The 14,303-nt window shown below is 45.8% G+C and carries 12 protein-coding genes and 8 tRNA genes; 15 read left to right on the forward strand and 5 right to left on the reverse strand.

The features are described from left to right. Window positions 1-231 precede the first annotated feature (231 nt). Together ACZM60_RS09170 and ACZM60_RS09175 are read left to right on the forward strand one after the other, a co-directional pair. The gene (locus ACZM60_RS09170) at window positions 232-1,188 is read left to right on the forward strand and encodes a toprim domain-containing protein (RefSeq protein ID WP_195306246.1); all 957 of its coding nucleotides are present in this window, start codon (window positions 232-234) and stop codon (window positions 1,186-1,188) included. 281 nt (window positions 1,189-1,469) lie between these two features. Continuing rightward, on the forward strand, window positions 1,470-2,873 hold the full coding sequence (locus ACZM60_RS09175) for a mobilization protein (protein WP_489521343.1): 1,404 nt from the start codon (window positions 1,470-1,472) through the stop codon (window positions 2,871-2,873). 146 nt (window positions 2,874-3,019) lie between these two features. Here ACZM60_RS09175 and ACZM60_RS09180 read toward each other — a convergent pair whose 3' ends face one another. From ACZM60_RS09180 to ACZM60_RS09195, 4 genes are read right to left on the reverse strand one after another with little or no spacing between them, the layout of a single operon-like run. Further along, a complete protein-coding gene (locus tag ACZM60_RS09180) occupies window positions 3,020-3,895 on the reverse strand; it encodes a radical SAM mobile pair protein B (RefSeq protein WP_005924033.1) in 876 nt (291 codons plus the stop codon). Then, window positions 3,892-4,560 carry a radical SAM mobile pair protein A gene (locus ACZM60_RS09185; protein ID WP_489521353.1) on the reverse strand — a complete coding sequence of 223 codons (669 nt, stop codon included), beginning with the start codon at window positions 4,558-4,560 and terminating at the stop codon, window positions 3,892-3,894. The genes ACZM60_RS09180 and ACZM60_RS09185 overlap by 4 nt, the downstream gene beginning before the upstream one ends. A gap of 23 nt (window positions 4,561-4,583) precedes the next feature. Beyond that, window positions 4,584-5,048 carry a cupin domain-containing protein gene (locus ACZM60_RS09190; protein WP_005924039.1) on the reverse strand — a complete coding sequence of 155 codons (465 nt, stop codon included), beginning with the start codon at window positions 5,046-5,048 and terminating at the stop codon, window positions 4,584-4,586. A 33-nt stretch (window positions 5,049-5,081) separates the two neighbouring features. Continuing rightward, window positions 5,082-5,861, reverse strand: coding sequence for an MBL fold metallo-hydrolase (locus ACZM60_RS09195; protein WP_022507063.1), 780 nt, complete (start codon window positions 5,859-5,861; stop codon window positions 5,082-5,084). Window positions 5,862-5,997: 136 nt separating this feature from the next. Between ACZM60_RS09195 and ACZM60_RS09200 the strand changes: the two genes are divergently transcribed. Next, a complete protein-coding gene (locus tag ACZM60_RS09200; RefSeq protein ID WP_025819263.1) occupies window positions 5,998-6,897 on the forward strand; it encodes a helix-turn-helix domain-containing protein in 900 nt (299 codons plus the stop codon). 226 nt (window positions 6,898-7,123) lie between these two features. On the opposite strand, the gene ACZM60_RS09205 is transcribed toward ACZM60_RS09200, so the two are convergent. Next, window positions 7,124-7,208: transfer RNA gene (locus ACZM60_RS09205), tRNA-Ser, on the reverse strand. A gap of 159 nt (window positions 7,209-7,367) precedes the next feature. Here ACZM60_RS09205 and ACZM60_RS09210 point away from each other — a divergent pair. The 12 genes from ACZM60_RS09210 (at window position 7,368) to ACZM60_RS09265 (ending at window position 14,280) form a co-directional block, all read left to right on the forward strand. Further along, window positions 7,368-7,640 carry an ACT domain-containing protein gene (locus tag ACZM60_RS09210; RefSeq protein ID WP_021972077.1) on the forward strand — a complete coding sequence of 91 codons (273 nt, stop codon included), beginning with the start codon at window positions 7,368-7,370 and terminating at the stop codon, window positions 7,638-7,640. Between the two features lie 15 nt (window positions 7,641-7,655). Further along, a complete protein-coding gene (locus ACZM60_RS09215) occupies window positions 7,656-9,020 on the forward strand; it encodes a PFL family protein (protein WP_340319233.1) in 1,365 nt (454 codons plus the stop codon). A gap of 339 nt (window positions 9,021-9,359) precedes the next feature. Beyond that, window positions 9,360-11,711 carry an ATP-dependent helicase gene (locus tag ACZM60_RS09220; RefSeq protein ID WP_489521344.1) on the forward strand — a complete coding sequence of 784 codons (2,352 nt, stop codon included), beginning with the start codon at window positions 9,360-9,362 and terminating at the stop codon, window positions 11,709-11,711. An 11-nt stretch (window positions 11,712-11,722) separates the two neighbouring features. Next, the gene (nspC, locus tag ACZM60_RS09225; RefSeq protein ID WP_489521345.1) at window positions 11,723-12,886 is read left to right on the forward strand and encodes a carboxynorspermidine decarboxylase; all 1,164 of its coding nucleotides are present in this window, start codon (window positions 11,723-11,725) and stop codon (window positions 12,884-12,886) included. 413 nt (window positions 12,887-13,299) lie between these two features. Continuing rightward, window positions 13,300-13,372 (forward strand) — tRNA-Gly (locus ACZM60_RS09230). Between the two features lie 28 nt (window positions 13,373-13,400). After that, a tRNA-Leu gene (locus tag ACZM60_RS09235) sits at window positions 13,401-13,484 on the forward strand. Window positions 13,485-13,498: 14 nt separating this feature from the next. Further along, window positions 13,499-13,582, forward strand: a tRNA-Leu gene (locus ACZM60_RS09240). A gap of 12 nt (window positions 13,583-13,594) precedes the next feature. Further along, a tRNA-Gly gene (locus tag ACZM60_RS09245) sits at window positions 13,595-13,667 on the forward strand. Between the two features lie 38 nt (window positions 13,668-13,705). Continuing rightward, window positions 13,706-13,786, forward strand: a tRNA-Leu gene (locus ACZM60_RS09250). Window positions 13,787-13,793: 7 nt separating this feature from the next. After that, window positions 13,794-13,866: transfer RNA gene (locus tag ACZM60_RS09255), tRNA-Gly, on the forward strand. Window positions 13,867-13,889: 23 nt separating this feature from the next. Next, a tRNA-Gly gene (locus ACZM60_RS09260) sits at window positions 13,890-13,962 on the forward strand. 111 nt (window positions 13,963-14,073) lie between these two features. Beyond that, window positions 14,074-14,280 (forward strand): hypothetical protein, encoded by a 207-nt coding sequence (locus ACZM60_RS09265; protein ID WP_340319230.1) that lies wholly within the window; start codon window positions 14,074-14,076, stop codon window positions 14,278-14,280. Window positions 14,281-14,303 lie beyond the last annotated feature (23 nt).

Below are 14,303 nucleotides of genomic sequence, written 5' to 3' on the forward strand. Positions count from 1 at the left end.
AAGCCCGATTACCACTATTAACCGACAATCCCGAAAATCGCTTCACTTTATTCCCGTATCCTATATATACGACAATTTAGTGAAGTGATTTCAGAAACAGACAAATCACTTCACTTTATTCCGGGGGTCTATATATTAGGAATTTAGTGAAGTGGTTGTACAGACCGCATACTTTTAAGAGTTGCGGGCAAAAAGAGAAATAATCAACGTACTCACTAAAACGATTTCCTTATGAACATCGAGACTGCAAAACAAATCAATCTGGCTGACTACCTGCACAGCCTGGGTTATTCACCCGTCAAACAGCAGGGTATTAACCTTTGGTACAAATCTCCCTTGAGGGAAGAAACGGAGGCTTCCTTCAAAGTGAACACCGAACGCAACCTGTGGTACGACTTCGGTTTAGGGAAAGGGGGCGGTATCATTGAACTGGCTGCACACCTGTATGCTACCGACCATATACCTTACCTGCTGGAGCGGATTGCGGAACAGACACCGCATGTACACCCGGTATCTTTCTCTTTTGGCAAGCAAGACTCTTTCGGTCCGAGCTTCCAGCAGCTGGAGATAGTACCGTTATCGTCTCCTGCCCTGCTTGCCTATTTACAAGGTAGAGGAATAAATCTGGAGCTGGCAAAAAGAGAATGTAGAGAAGCCCGTTACACCCACAACGGCAAGCGTTACTTTGCCATTGCCTTCCCTAACGGTTCGGGTGGGTTTGAGGTTCGTAACCCCTATTTCAAGGGCTGCATCGCCCCCAAGGAAATCTCCCACATCAGACAGTCGGGAAAAGCAAGGACTACCTGCTATGTGTTCGAGGGTTTCATGGACTACCTTTCCTTTCTGACATTGAGACAGGAAAGCTGCCCGAATTATCCGGAATTGGACGGGCAGGACTACATTGTATTGAACTCCGTATCGAATATAAACAAGGCTCTCTATCCGCTGGGCAACTATGAGCGCATCCACTGCTTTTTCGACAACGACCATGCAGGACTGGAAGTACTCCAACAAATCCGCATGGAATACGGCAGAGACCGATACATCCGGGACGCTTCGCAGATTTATGGCGGGTGCAAAGACCTGAACGAATACTTACAGAAACAGATTGAAAGAAAAAGGCAGCTCCAGTCCGCCAAAGGGGTGCGCAGCCAATCACCGGAGAAGAAGAACGGCTTCCGGTTATAGCCTACTATAACTACACGCTCCGCTTTCGTAGTTGTGGGCTCTCCCGAGGGGATTAGGGCTTTGCCCTAATGACCCACTCAAGGCGTTTCACCCCTGAGAACCCCGAGCAAAGAGTGACCCTCTCTTTGCAATCTCCGCTTATGGGTTACCCCTAAGAAATCTCGTGCAAATGAGAGCAGAGGCAAGCTTGCTTGACCTATGCCGAATGCAGCCGAGATTCATAAAATAACCCCTCTGCGAAAGCGAGCAAAATAATCAATTGCAAACAAAGAAAAGAAGCTATGGCAACAAAATCAAGCATACATATCAAGCCTTGCAACATCGCATCGAGCGAGGCACACAACCGAAGAACTGCCGAATATATGTGTAATATCGGGGAGTCCAGAATCTATGTCGTTCCCGAACTTTCCACCGATAACGAACAGTGGATAAATCCCGACTTCGGCACTCCCGAACTGCGAACTCATTATGACAATATCAAGCAAATGGTCAAGGAAAAGACTGGACGTGCCATGCAGGAAAAGGAAAGGGAACGCAAGGGAAAGAATGGAAGGATTATCAAAGTGGCGGGATGTTCACCCATCCGTGAAGGAGTATTGCTTATCAGACTGGACACCACACTGGCTGATGTACGCAGATTCGGTGAAGAGTGTCAAAAGCGTTGGGGCATCACTCCACTACAAATTTTCCTGCACAAAGACGAAGGACATTGGCTAAACGGTCAGCCGGAAGCGGAAGACAAAGAGAGTTTTCAAATAGGAAGCAGATGGTTCAAGCCGAACTATCATGCCCATATCGTATTCGACTGGATGAACCACGAAACCGGAAAGAGCCGAAAACTCAATGACGAAGATATGGCAATCATGCAGACCTTGGCTTCCGATATTCTCCTGATGGAACGTGGGCAGGCAAAAGCTGTCACAGGTAAAGAGCATCTGGAACGAAATGATTTCATCATTGAGAAGCAGAAAGCCGAACTGCAACGTATAGAGGAAACCAAGCGACACAAGGAGCAACAGGTAAGCCTTGCCGAACAGGAACTCAAACAGGTAAAAGCAGAGATACGTACGGACAAACTCAAAAGTGCAGCTACCGATGTAGCCACAGCCATAACCAGCAGTGTAGGTTCTCTTTTCGGAAGCGGTAAGCTGAAAGAACTGGAACATCACATCGAGCAGCTACATCAGGAAATTACCAAACGGGACAAAGCTACTGATGAATTGAAAATTCAGATACAACAAATACAGGAACAGCATGGCAGACAAATTCGTAATCTTCAAGGAATACACAATCAAGAACTTGAAGCCAAAGAAAAGGAAATATCACGATTGAATACCATTCTCGAAAAAGCATTATGCTGGTTCCCATTGCTCAAAGAAATGCTGAGAATGGAAAAATTATGCTATGTCACTGGTTTTACCAAGGGGATGGTTGATTCTCTTTTATACAAAAAGGAAGCTCTCAGATGTAGTGGAAAAATCTATTCCGAAGAATATAGACAGAGATTTGAAACAAAAAATGTAATTTTCAAAATTGAACGAAGCCCGATCGATAAGAATAAATTGATGCTGACTATAAACCAACAGCCAATCAGCGAATGGTTCAAGGAACAATGGGAGAAGTTACAGCAGCATCTGCGTAACTCAGTGCAGAAAGAACAAAAATCCAGAGGATTCAGGATGTAATATAGAGAAGTACAATTCATCATGGATTGTACTTCTATCGTAATATATAGTACAAAATCTAAGTTGTCTAACTATTCTAAAGTAAAATAAGCAATAAAAGAATATCTTATTCACTATTAATATACCATATTGTCAATATCTTTCCCTCATTTAGTCAATCGTATCTTTTCGTGGTAGAAATAATTTACGATAACCGGCTTGCCTTTTTCCGAGCGCCCGTAAGGCAAATCATTTATTCTATATGGAAACCCCTGTGCCTTGGCGTATTGGGAAATGTCCTGTTCCAATGCCTGCCAGTAATCAAGCCTCTTTTTGTTGTATATTTCTTCGTATAACGGAAAGAGGTCGGGATGCTTCTCACGGATATACGTCATTATCCCTCCCTTGAACTGCCCGCGCAGATTCAGGTTTTCGAGCCATATCAAATCGGCATATCCTTTCACTTTCTCGATAATCGCCTTCATATCGGTTATTCCGGGGAATATGGGCGATACGAAACACACGGTACGGATGCCCGCCTCATAGACCTGACGCATTGCGTTCAGACGACGTTCTATGCTCACGGCATTGTCCATATCCGTACGAAACCGCTCGTCAAGCGTATTGACCGACCATGACACCGTTACTTTGGGAAAACGCTTCAACAGGTCGAGGTCGCGCAGGACAAGGTCGGACTTAGTGCATATCATAATCTCGGCGTTGCTCCCACGCAGCTCTTCGAGCAGCCTGTGGGTACGGCAAAATTGCTCCTCATACGGGTTGTAACCATCCGTCACGGAACCTATCACAATGCGCTCTCCGTCATATTTGTGCGGATTGGCTATCGGTTTCCAGTTCTTCACGTCCAGAAATGCACCCCACGGTTCTGTATGCCCGGTGAATCGTTTCATAAACGATGCGTAGCAATACTTACAGGCGTGGGGACAGCCCACGTAAGGGTTGACCGAATATCCTCCGACCGGCAGTGAGGATTTGGTCATAACGCTCTGTACGTCTATTTCTTTGATTATTTCGGTATTCATTGTAAGCGTTTTGTAAATTGTTCCGGCAGTTCCTGAATCATCCTTTCTTCGCCCATTATAGGCAGCAAATCCTCTTTCATAAACACGGGGACGCCCTGTGTTTGGGCTTGGTCGGCAATGTGAAGCACCCATTCGGGACGGGAATCCACTTTGCCTTTCCGATGTCCGGTCTCCGTACCTATGACAATCCAGTCGATACCCTCGAAATCTATATCGCCGATTTCATCGAAAATAGGTTCGAAAGTGACATGGTAGTGCTTGGCCTTGATATTTCTTTTCAAATCGTCTAGCCGCTTTTTTTCGGAATTGCGCGTGACGGTCACGCCCATCCATACATTCTCGTCATCTGTAGAGAAACTGATCTTGTCCGGACATTTCGTAAGGAATATATAAGCGTGTTGCGGATTGCTTTTCATTCGTCTGAATATTTCCGCATTCCATTCAGGCTTCCAATCGGAGAAATCGCTCATTCCGGTCATCAGCCATACGTGAGGCTTGGGCGTGTCGATGATACGCAGCTTTCGCACCATATATTCCGGTACGGAGAAGTCGTCCGTAATATGGAAGCGGCGGCAGTTGTTACGGGCATAGCAGTAGCTGCACCCGATGGAGCAGCCTACCACTATGTTCATATTCTTTATCAGGAATTTTATACAGATAGTCATCTGCTTAGAGTTCCTTTTTAGAATCATTTCGGAGAGACTTTCCATTTTACCGGTTCTTTCAGTATGATTCCGTCAGTGGCATCCTCCTGTGAGAATGTATTGCTGCAATATTGTATGCAGAGCATGAGGAGCGGAGTCGTTCCGTTGTTACGGACACTTCGTTTTCCTGCAGGAGATACCCTGACAACGCTACCTTCTTCCACTGGGAACACTGTTCCGTCTACTTGAAATTCACCTTTACCGGAGAGGAAAAAATAAAGCTCCTCATGACTCTTGTGACTATGCAGAAATCCGGTTTCTGTACCCGGGGCGAATGACTGGAAAGAAAACTCGCTTCCCGTAGTTCCGAGAGCGGTGCTGCAGAATACTTTTCCGGGGATTTTCACATCCGGGCCAAGCTGAAGTTCGTATTCATTCAGTTCATTCAACTTACCGACACTGATCGCGGCGAAATTCTGTTCTACCGCGATTTTCCTAATCTTTTTCATCTTTCTAATATTTTGAAATGATTGTTTATACAGTTATTTAAGTGTTATGCTTTCTCCGTCTTCCGGTATAATCAGTCGGCTCATATCCGTCCCGTGATGGCGAGCTTCGTTGCGCAGGATGGCACGGGTGGTCTGGCAATGATCGATGGCATCCATGTGTACGGTAATCAGCTTGATGTGTGGGGGGAGTGTGTCAAGCATCGCCATTACTTCCTGTTCATTGGGGATGATACAACCGTCCGTCTTAGAGAACTCGGGGAATACCGCACCGCCACTGTTCACCACAATATAATTAGGACGATACTTTTCCACGGTAGCAAGAGTACATTCTTCCCATTTGCAATCGCCCATGATATAAATAGTCGGAAGCCCTTCGGACATCAGCACATAGCCCGAAACAGGTCCCATCATCTGGCCTATCTGACCGAAACCGTGATGGCCAATAGCACGGTGGATGGTCAGATGACCTAAGGTTATGCTCTCTTCAATCGTTTCTACATTTGAGAAACCATCTTTCAGGATGGCGGCCTTATCTTGTGGCTGGGTGTAGAAAGGAATATCTTTCGGCAAATGCTGCTTTACACTTGGTTCGTAATGGTCGATGTGGTTGTGGGTGAGCAGTACCATATCAACACCTTCAGTAATGTCGCTAATAGGCATTACGAGATGTACCCTCGGATTCTTATATACACCGAGAGCGGATTGCAGGGTTCCTTTGTCGGCAAATACGGGGTCAATAAGAATGGTATGTCCTGCATAGTTGATTTTCAAGGTGGCACTGCGTACCAACCGAATAATTGCTTTTTCGTTCATGATGTTATGTTTTGTATTATTTTTCGGGTACAAAGTTCGAAAGGATATCCCAATGTCTCTATGCCTTAAAAACAGGAATATATGCCATTTTGATAAAAGAATGATGTATATTTGCAGAAAGCAAAAAACAAGAGTGATGAAAGCTATAATCAATCCCGAAAGACTTGTAAGCGTTCCGTTCAATAAAACGCAATGTGGCGTAGACTTCTACATTAACACAGGCGAAAGCAAGGACATCTGTGGTGTCTTGACCGAGCATAAGGCGTTTAAGACAGATTTTTTCAGCTTCTATTTCTTTCGTCGTGCCAATGGATATTTGTTGCTGAACTTCCGAAAAGTGGAGTTACGGGATGGTATGGTGCTGCTTTTGTCGCCGCACCAGCAACAGGAATGGCACGTGAACGAGGTAGAACTGGATTACACTTTTCTTATTTTCCGCGAAGACTTTATGCGCACGTTCATTGCTGACAAGTTCTTCGTATATCGGCTGTTGTATTATTATCAGACTGATACACCGCCCTACTTGTTTGCCGAGCCGGAGGAGCTGACGGAATATATGCGCCTCTTAAAAAAGATAAAACAAGAACTACAACATCCTGTGGTAGACACTTACAACCTCATTGTGTCAGTGCTTTATTATCTACTGGTAATTATCAACCGGGCATACGCTCAAACTTATCGTCTACCTGTCGAAGTGCCAAAAAACAATTACGCATTCAAATTCAAGGACTTACTCGAAAAACATATCCGAACGACACAGCGCGTTCAAGAATATGCTGATATGCTTCGGGTAAGTCGTATCACCTTGAATAATTCTGTTATGGCGCAATTTGGTGTATCAGCCATTCACTTACTCAAGCAACGTCTTTTGGAAGAGCTGAAAAATGAGCTACTGTTCTCCAATCTGAATGTGAGCCAACTGGCAGACGAGTTCCACTTTTCCGACCCCAGTCACCTCATGCGTTTTTTCAAAAAAGAAACAGGCAAGACTTTTACCCAATATCTAATGAATTACAAAAGAGGAATATATGAATAGAAATTTCATATTTGGCAAATGAATTCCATATTTAAGATATTTATTTTTTTGAATAACTATATTTTTCGTCATAAAGGTTCATTCTGCCAGTCCATAGAAATACCAATCGCTTTGTAATTGACATTCTTTTGAAGAATCTTAAAAAATACAAAAACACCCAATTTTACATTCTTGGGTGTAAAAAAGGGTGTAAATCTCGCAAATGCTTGATTTACACCCTTTATTGCGGAGAGACAGGGATTCGAACCCCGGGTACCTCGCGGTACAACGGTTTTCAAGACCGCCGCAATCGACCACTCTGCCACCTCTCCAAAACTCTTTTTAGGAGTGCTTCCTTTCAAAAGCGATGCAAAGGTACATAATATTTTGTAATAAGCAAGCATTTGCTCAAAAAAAGTTTGCGGAAAGATGGCTTTTGATAATAAATATTTATCTTTGTAAAATTAATAACTATAAGAAAAAACGTGATTATGAATAAGGCTATTATTACGGTAGTAGGTAAAGATACGGTAGGTATCATTGCAAGATTATGTTCTTATCTTGCTGAAAACAATGTGAATATATTGGATATTTCTCAGACCATTGTGCAGGAGTATTTTAATATGATGATGATTGTCGACATGGCAAACATTCAGAAGCCTTTTGAACAGATCGTAAATGAACTGATAGAAACAGGAAATAAGATTGGCGTTCAGGTAAAATGTCAGCGTGAAGAGATATTCAATAAAATGCATCGTATCTAAAAAACAGCTATTACTATGATTAATATATCCGAGGTTCTCGAAACCAACAAGATGATAGAGAAAGAAAACCTGGATGTGCGTACAATCACCATGGGAATAAATCTGCTGGATTGTGCCGACAGTAATCTGGATGTTCTCTGTCAGAACATATATAATAAGATGACACGTTTTGCCAAGAATCTGGTGAAGACAGGAGAGGATATTGCTAAGGAATATGGTATTCCTATTGTAAACAAGCGTATTTCCATTACTCCTATTGCACTGGTGGGTGGATCGGCATGTCATACACCTGATGATTATGTGAAGATTGCCCAGACACTGGATAAGGTGGCCGAAGAGCTGGGCGTAAACTTTATCGGAGGGTATTCGGCTATCGTATCGAAAGGTATGACACGAAGCGACGAATTGCTGATTCGTTCTATTCCGAAAGCGTTGGCATGCACGGAACGTATTTGTAGTTCTGTCAATGTGGGTTCTACCAAGACGGGCATTAATATGGATGCGGTTCGTCTGATGGGAGAGATTATCAAAGAAACGGCAGAACTGACCAAAGAACGTGATTCGTTAGGATGCGCCAAGTTAGTGGTCTTATGTAATGCTCCCGATGATAATCCGTTTATGGCAGGTGCTTTCCACGGCGTATCGGAAGACGATGCGATTATCAATGTCGGCGTAAGCGGTCCGGGCGTTGTGAAGTATGCGCTGGAGCAGGTTCGTGGAGAAGGTTTCGAGGTTCTTTGTGAAACGATTAAGCGTACTGCTTTCAAGATTACCCGTGTGGGACAACTGGTTGCACAGGAAGCATCACGCCGGTTGGGTGTTCCGTTTGGTATCATCGACTTGTCTTTGGCTCCGACTCCGGCTGTCGGCGACAGTGTGGCTGAGATTTTGCAGGAAATCGGATTGGAGCATCCGGGGGCACCGGGTACAACTGCCGCTCTTGCCTTACTGAATGATCAGGTAAAGAAAGGTGGAGTAATGGCTTCTTCGTATGTAGGTGGATTGAGTGGTGCCTTCATTCCGGTCAGCGAAGATCAGGGAATGATTAATGCAGTAGAAGCAGGCGCGCTGACCATCGAGAAACTGGAAGCAATGACTTGTGTTTGTTCTGTAGGATTGGATATGATTGCTATTCCGGGTTCTACATCGGCTGCTACCATATCGGGCATCATTGCCGACGAAACGGCTATCGGTATGATCAACCAGAAGACTACGGCGGTGCGTATCATTCCGGTGATAGGAAAAGAAGTGGGCGATACGGTAGAGTTTGGAGGATTGCTGGGATATGCTCCTGTCATGCCGGTTAACCGCTTTAGTTGTGAAGCCTTTGTGAGTCGTAAGGGACGTATACCTGCTCCTATTCATAGTTTTAAAAATTAATCATTATATTTCGGCTGTCGTCTGCTAAATTGATTGTTCGGACGTCGGGAGCCGGAACTTGTTTTCGAAAATAGAAAGGAAGGAAGTCTTGCCGGAGAAAAACCTCCGGAGGGCTTCCTTTTCTTGTACTTAGGGGGAGAATGTTGCAGGGCAGACCATTCTAAATAGAGTTTGAAGCGGGAAAGTTACTTTTTATGCTGGTGTATAATGTCGCAAAACCGATTGTTTTAAGTCGGCAGATAGAACCCGAAGTACGAAATTTGTTTTGCCGTTGTATGGAAATCTATTAGGACACTGCTGGATTTGTGCTATCTTTGTGCCTGAAATAGATTGACCTGTATGACAGATTACTTGAACGAACTAAATGAGAGTCAGCGGGCTGCGGTGCTATACAACGACGGACCTTCGCTTGTGATTGCCGGAGCCGGATCGGGAAAGACCCGTGTGCTGACCTATAAGATAGCTTATCTGCTGGACAACGGTTACGAACCGTGGTCCATTCTTGCGCTGACATTTACCAACAAGGCGGCGCGTGAGATGAAAGAGCGTATCGCACGTCGGGTAGGCACAGAGCGGGCGCGCTACTTATGGATGGGGACTTTTCATTCCATCTTTTCGCGTATCCTCCGTGCGGAGGCGGCAGCCATCGGTTTTTCATCTAATTTTACCATTTATGATTCTGCCGATTCAAAAAGTCTGATAAAGACCATTATCAAGGAAATGCAGTTGGACGACAAGACGTATAAGCCGGGGATGGTACAATCACGCATCAGCAATGCCAAGAATCACCTGGTGTCGCCCGATGCTTATGCCGCCAGCCGGGAGTTTTACGAGAATGATTCGGCTGCCAAGGTACCTGCCATACGCGATATTTACCGCCGCTACTGGGAGCGCTGCCGTCAGAGTGATGCCATGGACTTCGACGATTTGCTGGTTTACACCTATATATTATTTAGCAAACATCCTGAAATTTGCGAGAAATACGCTTCTCATTTCCGCTATGTGCTGGTAGACGAGTATCAGGATACCAACTATGCCCAGCATTGCATCGTGATGCAGCTGACCGAAAAATACCGTCGGGTTTGTGTGGTGGGCGACGATGCGCAGAGTATTTACTCTTTCCGTGGAGCGAATATCGACAATATCTTGAAGTTTACGAGCCTGTATAAGGATGCCCGTCTGTTCAAGCTGGAGCAGAATTACCGTTCCACGCAGACCATTGTTAAGGCGGCCAACAGCCTGATTGAGAAGAACCGGGAGCAGATACGCAAGGAGGTATTCTCCGAAAACGACAAGGGGGAACCGATTACCGTGTTCAATGCTTATAGTGATGTGGAAGAAGGAGAAATCGTTGCCAACAAAATAGCACAGCTTCGAGTAAAGAACAGTTATTCGTACGACGATTTTGCTATCTTATACCGAACTAATGCACAGAGCCGTATCTTCGAAGAGGCTTTACGCAAGCGGGGAATGCCTTATCGTATCTACGGAGGCTTGTCTTTCTACCAGCGGAAGGAGGTAAAGGACGTGATTGCTTATTTCCGGCTGGCAGTCAATCCGAATGATGAAGAGGCTTTCAAGCGTGTCATCAATTATCCGGCACGTGGAATAGGTAGTACGACGCTGAGCAAGATTATCGATGCGGCTACCCGAAATCAGGTCAGCCTGTGGAAAGTTGTGACCGAACCTCTTGCCTACGGACTGGAACTGGCGAAAGGTACGCATACCAAACTGCAAGGATTCCGCAGTCTGATTGCCGGATTCGTGGAGGCTGTTCCGCAGACCAGTGCTTACGAGCTGGGTAAGAATATCGTCCAGCAGTCGGGAATCATCAGTGATATTTATCAGGATCGTTCGCCCGAGAACCTGAGCCGTCAGGAGAATATCGAGGAGTTGATAAACGGTATGCACGATTTCTGTGCCGACCGTGAGGAGGAGGGCAACACGCATGTCTTGCTGACCGACTATCTTTCGGAGGTTTCCCTGCTTACTGATCAGGACAGCGAAGGAGCGGATGACGCAATGAAGGTTACGCTGATGACCATTCATTCTGCCAAAGGGTTGGAGTTCAAGAATGTTTTCGTCGTGGGATTGGAAGAAAATCTCTTTCCCAGTCCGATGGCAGGCGACTCGTATAAGCAGTTGGAAGAGGAGCGCCGCTTGTTTTATGTAGCCATAACCCGTGCCGAGGAACACTGCTTCCTGTCGTTTGCCAAAACCCGTTTCAAGTACGGCAAGATGGAATTCAGCAGTCCCAGCCGTTTCCTGAAAGATATTGATGCTCGTTACCTGAACCTGCCGCAGGAAGATGTCATATCCCGCAAGATAGACGAAGGAGCGAGCCGCTTCCGTCGGGAGGTGGCAGCCGATACCCCACGGTATACGCGCGACAGCTCACCTTCGATGTTCGACGGGGGAGAGATACCTCAGGAACCTCGCCGCTTTGTCAAGCCGGCAGCTCCGCGGGTACTGCGCAAGATACCTTCAGCTTCGGCTTCTGCCAGTGCGTCGGCTTCCTCTGTCGGCAACGGAGTTCACGCCGGACAACAGATAGAGCATGAACGTTTCGGCATAGGCGAGATCGTCAAGGTGGAGGGTACTGGCGATAATTGTAAGGCGACGGTTCGCTTCCGCAACGCGGGTGAAAAACAACTGCTGCTGAAGTTTGCACGATTTAAAATAATAGAATAAGATAAACAGCTATGTTAGATGTAACAAAAGTTCCTTCTCCCTGCTATGTCATGGAAGAGGATTTGCTCAGAAAGAACCTGAGTTTGATAAAGAGCGTGGCCGACCGTGCCGGAGTGGAGATTATTTTGGCTTTCAAGGCATTCGCCATGTGGAAGTCGTTCCCGATATTCCGTGAGTACATTCATTACACGACAGCCAGCTCTGAATACGAGGCTCGTCTGGCTTTCGAGGAGTTCGGAAGCAAGGCGCATACGTATTCTCCGGCTTACACGGAGGCCAATTTTCCGGCTTTCCTGAAGTATAGCAGTCACATCACGTTTAACTCGCTGTCGCAGTTCGAGCGCTTTTATCCGCAGGTGAAGGCTTATCCGGAACATGTATCGTGCGGTATACGTGTAAATCCTGAATACTCGGAGGTGGAAGTCGAGCTGTATAATCCTTGTGCTCCGGGTACCCGTTTCGGAGTGACTGCCGATTTGTTGCCCGACCGCCTGCCGGAAGGGATAGAAGGTTTCCACTGCCATTGTCACTGCGAATCGAGTTCGTACGAACTGGAGCGTACGCTGAAGCATATCGAAGAGAAATTTTCCCGCTGGTCCCCGCAACTGAAATGGCTGAATCTGGGCGGGGGACATCTGATGACGCGTAAGGATTACGACGTGGAGCATCTCATCGGCCTGCTGAAGGGGCTGCGTGAACGCTATCCCAATCTTCAGATTATTCTGGAGCCGGGCTCAGCTTTTACCTGGCAGACCGGTCCGCTGGTGGCATCAGTAGTCGATGTTGTAGAAAGCAAAGGTATACGTACGGCCATACTCGATGTCAGCTTTACCTGTCACATGCCCGACTGTCTGGAAATGCCCTATCAGCCCAAGGTGCGCAATGCCGAAACGCTTCCACCCGATGCGGTCAAGACTGCCGCTCCCGAAGAGCATATCTATCGTCTGGGAGGAAACAGTTGCCTGAGTGGCGACTACATGGGAAGCTGGAAATTCGACCATGAGTTGCAGGTAGGCGAACGGATTGTGTTCGAAGACATGATACATTACACAATGGTAAAGACCAATATGTTCAACGGTATTCATCATCCTTCCATCGCCTTGCTTCATTCCAACGGCGAACTGGAAATATACAGAAATTTCCGTTACGAGGATTACCGCGACAGAATGTGTTGATGTATTGTGCAGCAGATGCCGGAGTTTTCCGGATGCTGCCGTGATATTACATGGAAGTTTGTACAAAAGTTTTAGGCTTTTGTACAAAAACTTCGATTTTTTGTACAAAAAACGGAAAAAACGCCTGCACGGATTAGTTTAAGCGTGCAGGCGTTTCTTTTTCCTTCTCATACAGAAAGGAGAATAATCTGGTTATCAGCGGAAATACTTATAGGGAGCCGTGTACAGCTCATCTTGCTTTGTCGGAGCCGGAATACCTGATATTGTGCGGGGTGTATACCCGTGTGAAGGTGCATATGGAAACATTCTAATAGTTTTTCGTGAAAAAAATATCCTAATGTTTTGGAGGTTTCGGAAAAAGCATTACCTTTGCACTCGCAATCGGGAAAACCGTTTGCTCTTAATGTTACAATGCGGAAATAGCTCAGTTGGTAGAGCATAACCTTGCCAAGGTTAGGGTCGCGAGTTCGAGTCTCGTTTTCCGCTCAAAGCACAAAGGTTTGCGCAGAAAGAAGCCCAGGTGGCGGAATGGTAGACGCGCACGTTTCAGGTGCGTGTGTCGAGAGGCATGCAGGTTCGAGTCCTGTTCTGGGCACCAAGGCAAACCTTACCGGAGGAATGGCGGAATTGGTAGACGCGCCACTTTGAGGGGGTGGTGACAATTATGTCGTGTGAGTTCGAGTCTCATTTCCTTCACCGGTTAAAATTGCGGAAATAGCTCAGTTGGTAGAGCATAACCTTGCCAAGGTTAGGGTCGCGAGTTCGAGTCTCGTTTTCCGCTCGAAAGCAAATAAAGTTGCGCTGTCGAAAGACTGAAATGCCCAGGTGGCGGAATGGTAGACGCGCACGTTTCAGGTGCGTGTGTCGAGAGGCATGCAGGTTCGAGTCCTGTTCTGGGCACTATAATGCGGAAATAGCTCAGTTGGTAGAGCATAACCTTGCCAAGGTTAGGGTCGCGAGTTCGAGTCTCGTTTTCCGCTCTTTTACATATTGAAAGCTTTATGCGGAAATAGCTCAGTTGGTAGAGCATAACCTTGCCAAGGTTAGGGTCGCGAGTTCGAGTCTCGTTTTCCGCTCTCTCAGAGAAATCGACAAAAGTTGGTTTCTCTTTTTTTTATGCCATAAGTTTGTTTCTTATTGTTGAGATTATATATATTTGCGCCTGCAATATTAAAACTTAGTAGATAATGAAAACTTATGATATTTATTTCTCGGATGGTGAGTCAAGTGACAACAAGGGTTTCTTTATAAAGACAGAAGAAAAGGCTGTTCATATGGCCGAAGATATGTTGGTGAAAGGAAACAGTTATACGGAGGATTATGCCGGAGGAACTATTTCGGTAGTCGATTCGGATGGTAACACCGTATGGAGTAAGCCTATCCCTGTGAAATGATTGAATCGGAATATTAATATAAA

It is taken from the genome of Phocaeicola sp., from assembly GCF_057861905.1.

Excerpts from the sequence above, each read along its gene's own strand:
- ACZM60_RS09210 (WP_021972077.1), top strand. The coding sequence starts at position 7,368 with ATGAATAAGGCTATTATTACGGTAGTAGGTAAAGATACGGTAGGTATC.
- ACZM60_RS09190 (WP_005924039.1), bottom strand. The coding sequence starts at position 5,048 with ATGAAAAAGATTAGGAAAATCGCGGTAGAACAGAATTTCGCCGCGATC.
- ACZM60_RS09180 (WP_005924033.1), bottom strand. The coding sequence starts at position 3,895 with ATGAATACCGAAATAATCAAAGAAATAGACGTACAGAGCGTTATGACC.
- ACZM60_RS09175 (WP_489521343.1), top strand. The coding sequence starts at position 1,470 with ATGGCAACAAAATCAAGCATACATATCAAGCCTTGCAACATCGCATCG.
- ACZM60_RS09195 (WP_022507063.1), bottom strand. The coding sequence starts at position 5,861 with ATGAACGAAAAAGCAATTATTCGGTTGGTACGCAGTGCCACCTTGAAA.
- ACZM60_RS09170 (WP_195306246.1), top strand. The coding sequence starts at position 232 with ATGAACATCGAGACTGCAAAACAAATCAATCTGGCTGACTACCTGCAC.
- ACZM60_RS09185 (WP_489521353.1), bottom strand. The coding sequence starts at position 4,560 with ATGACTATCTGTATAAAATTCCTGATAAAGAATATGAACATAGTGGTA.
- nspC (WP_489521345.1), top strand. The coding sequence starts at position 11,723 with ATGTTAGATGTAACAAAAGTTCCTTCTCCCTGCTATGTCATGGAAGAG.
- ACZM60_RS09265 (WP_340319230.1), top strand. The coding sequence starts at position 14,074 with ATGAAAACTTATGATATTTATTTCTCGGATGGTGAGTCAAGTGACAAC.
- ACZM60_RS09215 (WP_340319233.1), top strand. The coding sequence starts at position 7,656 with ATGATTAATATATCCGAGGTTCTCGAAACCAACAAGATGATAGAGAAA.
- ACZM60_RS09200 (WP_025819263.1), top strand. The coding sequence starts at position 5,998 with ATGAAAGCTATAATCAATCCCGAAAGACTTGTAAGCGTTCCGTTCAAT.
- ACZM60_RS09220 (WP_489521344.1), top strand. The coding sequence starts at position 9,360 with ATGACAGATTACTTGAACGAACTAAATGAGAGTCAGCGGGCTGCGGTG.